This window comes from Bacillus sp. 166amftsu, from assembly GCF_900107445.1.
Classification (GTDB): domain Bacteria; phylum Bacillota; class Bacilli; order Bacillales; family Bacillaceae_G; genus Bacillus_A; species Bacillus_A arachidis.
The window spans coordinates 1-4,463 of the sequence record NZ_FNQA01000057.1 but is presented as its reverse complement, the minus strand read 5'-3'; the positions used below and the strand labels follow the sequence as shown (position 1 = coordinate 4,463).

Sequence of the window (4,463 nt, the reverse complement as noted above, 5' to 3'; positions counted from 1 at the left end):
TAGATGAATAACTAATAGTGCTTAAACTAACTAATAAACATGCTAATAATTTGATTCCTTTAACACTTTTTTTAATTTTCAAAAAATTCATTCCCTTCTTTTTTTCGTATTAAGGTATGATAATTGCTGAAAAACGAACTTACATTACTGCTTTTAAAAGCTCTTGAACCATTGGAATTAATCCACCGATAAATTTTAAAACTGCCGTTGCGATTGCCATATGATTTCCTCCTCTCATCTGTACCTTAATTCATCTTCGCTATACAGATCATTTGTATAAATAATTGTGCTGAAAAACGAACTTACATTACTGCTTTTAAAAGTTCTTGAACCATTGGAATTAATCCACCTACAAATTTTAAAACTGCCGTTGCGATTGCCATATGATTTCACCTCCTTTTGTTGTTGCTACGATGTGATTCATATTATAATAAGCGCTTATGTTTTATCAATACATCATTATATGCAATATTGCATATAATGATGTAGCAGGTTCTCTTTCTTTGTATTGTCATAAAGTGTACTTTTTGAAATAACATATAAATTTATAATGAATCAATCTTATTCCCCCTTTTCGGGGATTTAGGAAAGATTACCCTATTAGTACAAAAATCTGTATAGAATTCTGTATAAAAAAGCCCTGCATATAAGCAAGGCTTTTTCTATTTCCAAAATTGCCACCACTTTTTTTGTTGGGTGGCTGCAATCAATTTTTTAGTCTCCTGGTTTTCACGGATCATAGCCATTAGGTTTTGATCACGTTCATCAATTTTTTGAAAATCCTGTTGTTGTTTTTGCTGTTCAGTTAACCATTCCTTTAAATTTTCTTCATGTTTTTTAAGCAGTTCAGATACTCTTTCAGCAACAATTCTATCCAATTCCTGAATAGCTACAACTCCTTCTCCTACTTGGATCTGTTCAGGTTGTTGTTTAGTTATTTGGATAGGTTCAATGTCTATATATTCAGGTAATCCTTCTTTACTGAGGAGCTCAATAATTTGTTTTGTTCGGAGGTTTCTTTTACTTCTCATTTTAGCTATAAATTGAAAAACAGGTATACATTCTTGATGAATTAAATACTTGTTCTTTTCACCTTGTTGGAAATTTAAAAAACTACCGTAGGTTTGACAGTTTCGTTTTATAGTCATAGCTGATACTTTTATTTCCTTGGCTACTTCTTCAGCTGATAACCAGTCTTTTTGTTGCACTGTTCAGATCACCATCCTTCTAAACATCTATATATCTGAACAGAAAAACAAAGGTTTCCTTATTTTTCTGTTTAGATGGATATTTAGATAATATACAAATAGTTTAACACCTGAACATCTAAACGCAATATATAAAAGAATTACTAGAAAGTAAAATAGAAGGATAGTTCTTAAGTCATGCACAGAATGTTAGTATCATGGGGACTATGGGAATATCTAGTTTCTTATAATAGGACATTATGTAAACTCTCTACGAATACAATATTCATTATAAACAACTTAACGTTGTAAATCCGCATTTTCGGGACGCTACCCCTTAATGGCGGTGGGCGGGCTTTAAAAGCCTAAACCTGAAAAAGCTAAAAGTTCCGCAAGGAACAGGTAGTATTTTTTGTTTTTTACTGCTCCACTTCGTTACTGCAGTAAAAAACAATCCTTGCCAAACTTTTTTCGCCAAGCCGAAGGACAAAAAGCAAGGAAACTCCTAAATTCGGTTAATTTGTTTTTTATTATAAATACGGTATGTAGAATTTTACATTTATTCTTATGAAAAATAAAATACCTACAGATTTAACCAAAATCACTTATAACGCTCTATCTTCTTCTTTATAATCACTTAGCTACATTGAATATAATTGCATTAATTTGCCCCCTATCTCATCATACAAACGAATCTGAGCACCCGCTTTTTTCCTAAACGCAAAATTTGAGTGATTATTTTATTCAACTTTAGATTTTGGCTCTCATCAAGCTATACAACAAAACACCATAGAAATGACAAAGATTCTAATCCGCTTATTCCACCTCCTAGAGAAGAATGGACGGAAATCTCATAGATATGAGAAAAAGACAGTCTTTGATATTATGGGCGTTGTCTATGAGTATAGTGGACTTGGAAAACAAAAGAAAGCAGCATAATTTTTAAAAATGATACCTATCTATGTTTATTTGGTATGTTCATTTTTAAGGACACAAAATATTTTAAGTTTTTTTCGTTAATATGAACGAAAGTTCATTTTATTTTCCTTCTTAAGTTGATGGGCATGGCCTCACCATATCCAAAAAAGAAAATTGTACGTTTAAACACAAATTGGTATTTGATTAAAAAAATGTTCTAGACTGAGTATCGCTGGTTTAATAGGATCCCTTTATTTTTACTTTCCTGTATTAATTAAATAAGGATTTAGACTAATGAATAGTTTTTATTTAGAGAAAAGATATTTTATTAAAATAAAGTATTAGACTAGATAGTAGGATTTATTCTATCAAATATATGAAAACGTATTTCAGGATTAAAGCGGACGCACTTTATAATTTTGAAATGAAACAAAGTAAATATTTCAAAATTATATTGATTACACATTCCATATATTGTATTTTAAAGGTAATCTTACTTTTGCAAACTGAAAAAAGGGGGGCTTATTCATGCCAATTATTAAAACAAAAAATGGTGAATTTCACTACGAGTCTTTTGGACAAGGGGAACCAATCCTTTTTTTACACGGAAGCGGGGCATCTTGGAAGATGTGGAAACCACAAATCGAATCATTTTCTAAAGAATATCAAATGATTCTTCTCGATTATCGTGGTCATGGAGAATCGATAAAAACCTTTCCTGGTAATGTATATGATTACGACTTAATCGTATCTGATATCATTTCATTTTTAGATACACTAGGCTACACATCTCTTCATGTAATCGGCGTTTCACAAGGAGCAATTCTTGTGACATTAGTAGCCATTCATCATCCTTCCTATGTAAAAAAATTAGTCATTTCTAATAGTTATAGTGAATTCCCAACTAAAACTTCTAAATGGGTACTTCAATTTTCCAATTTCATCTTTAGTTTGCTGCCCTATTCAACAATTATTGATTTAATGATGAAATTTTACAAACACGAACCGTACACGCAACAAATACTACGCGATTCATTTTCAATAGACAAAAAAATGTTATTAATGATGAAAAAAGCAAAATTTCCTGTTCATACTTCTTTATTACATCTCATTCAATCCCCTACTCTAATTCTATCTGGAGCAGGAAAAGTTGTAACAGGTGTTGATGAAGGAAAAGCAGCTAACACAATTCACCAGCATATCCCAAATAGCACACTTGCTTTATTCCAAGATGCATTCGATCCACTTAATGTAATGAGAAAAGATATTTTCAATGAGATGGTCCTCGATTTTCTTAGAGACTCTTCTCTACATGAGTATGAGGAAGTTTCGTATGGATAATAGTTAGATTTTATCTAACAAATAAACTTATATATGTTTTGTGGAGCAATTATTTACATATACATCGTTAAGCATACTAGATATGAAATAACTATATCCTAAAGAATAGGGAATTTGATGGTTCTAATTCACGTTCTATCACATGGTCAAAAAAGTCTCGGTTTGGTCACCGAGACTTTTTTCTTATTCTTCCATATGTTATTGAATTCCGTACAGAAAACACCTTTTTAGTCTACAACTATTTTTTAATAATCTAATACTTTATTCTATAGTCTAAAACATTTTTTAATAAAACAATTGGACACATTTTAACTGATACACTGTACGTTAAGCGCAAAGTTTGTTACCAAAAAACTAGCCTTTTGAAAAAAAGATCCCCTAATATGGGGTCTTTTCTTAGTGAGTTAGTCTTAGATAAAGAAATTGTACTTCTTTATCTGTTACAGATAAACTAATTGATGTCTGCACTACAGCATTTATTGATATTATTAATAGAACAAACATGAATATCAAAAAACATTTTGGAATATCATTTTTCTTTTTTATGAAAGATATTAAGAGAATTAAAAGTAATATAACCAAATATGCTATTGATACATACAATTCAGGGTACCTCCCACATTTTAACGAAAATATACGCTAAGCAAATTTTGACATAAAATGAGCCGGATTTTCTACTCTAGGAAACATCCGGCTCTTATTCTTCATTTAGTTAGTTTGTAATTTGTTCTCTTCATATTCTTTCATTATTTTATAAAACGTATTTTTCTTGAGTTCTAACATTTCCATAAACATAACAGCAGTTATTTCTCCATTCTTCCATTTTGAATGAGTTTCTTCTATTATATTTATTTGTTGTTTGCTTAAGGTCGAAAGGTTCACCTGAGGTCTGCCTAAATGTTTTCCTTGAGATTTAGCTACTGCAATCCCTTCCGCTTGTCGCTGATGAATTTTTTTTCGTTCTTGATCTGCAACATAGGAAAGCAAAGATAAAAATTGATCTTCCATTAATCGTCC

General features: G+C 30.9%; 2 protein-coding genes and 2 pseudogenes. 2 read left to right on the top strand and 2 right to left on the bottom strand.

The window, feature by feature from the left end; all coding sequences use genetic code 11:
- Positions 1-662 precede the first annotated feature (662 nt).
- A complete protein-coding gene (locus BLV40_RS27680; protein WP_026593416.1) occupies positions 663-1,208 on the bottom strand; it encodes a DUF3967 domain-containing protein in 546 nt (181 codons plus the stop codon).
- A gap of 747 nt (positions 1,209-1,955) precedes the next feature.
- On the opposite strand from BLV40_RS27680, the pseudogene BLV40_RS28275 reads away from it, so the two are divergent.
- Positions 1,956-2,126: pseudogene (locus tag BLV40_RS28275) on the top strand (IS4 family transposase); the annotation flags it as partial.
- Between the two features lie 507 nt (positions 2,127-2,633).
- Positions 2,634-3,446 (top strand): alpha/beta fold hydrolase, encoded by an 813-nt coding sequence (locus BLV40_RS27675; RefSeq protein ID WP_090695835.1) that lies wholly within the window; start codon positions 2,634-2,636, stop codon positions 3,444-3,446.
- 708 nt (positions 3,447-4,154) lie between these two features.
- Here the strand turns inward: BLV40_RS27675 and BLV40_RS27665 are convergent.
- Positions 4,155-4,463: pseudogene (locus BLV40_RS27665) on the bottom strand (recombinase family protein); the annotation flags it as partial.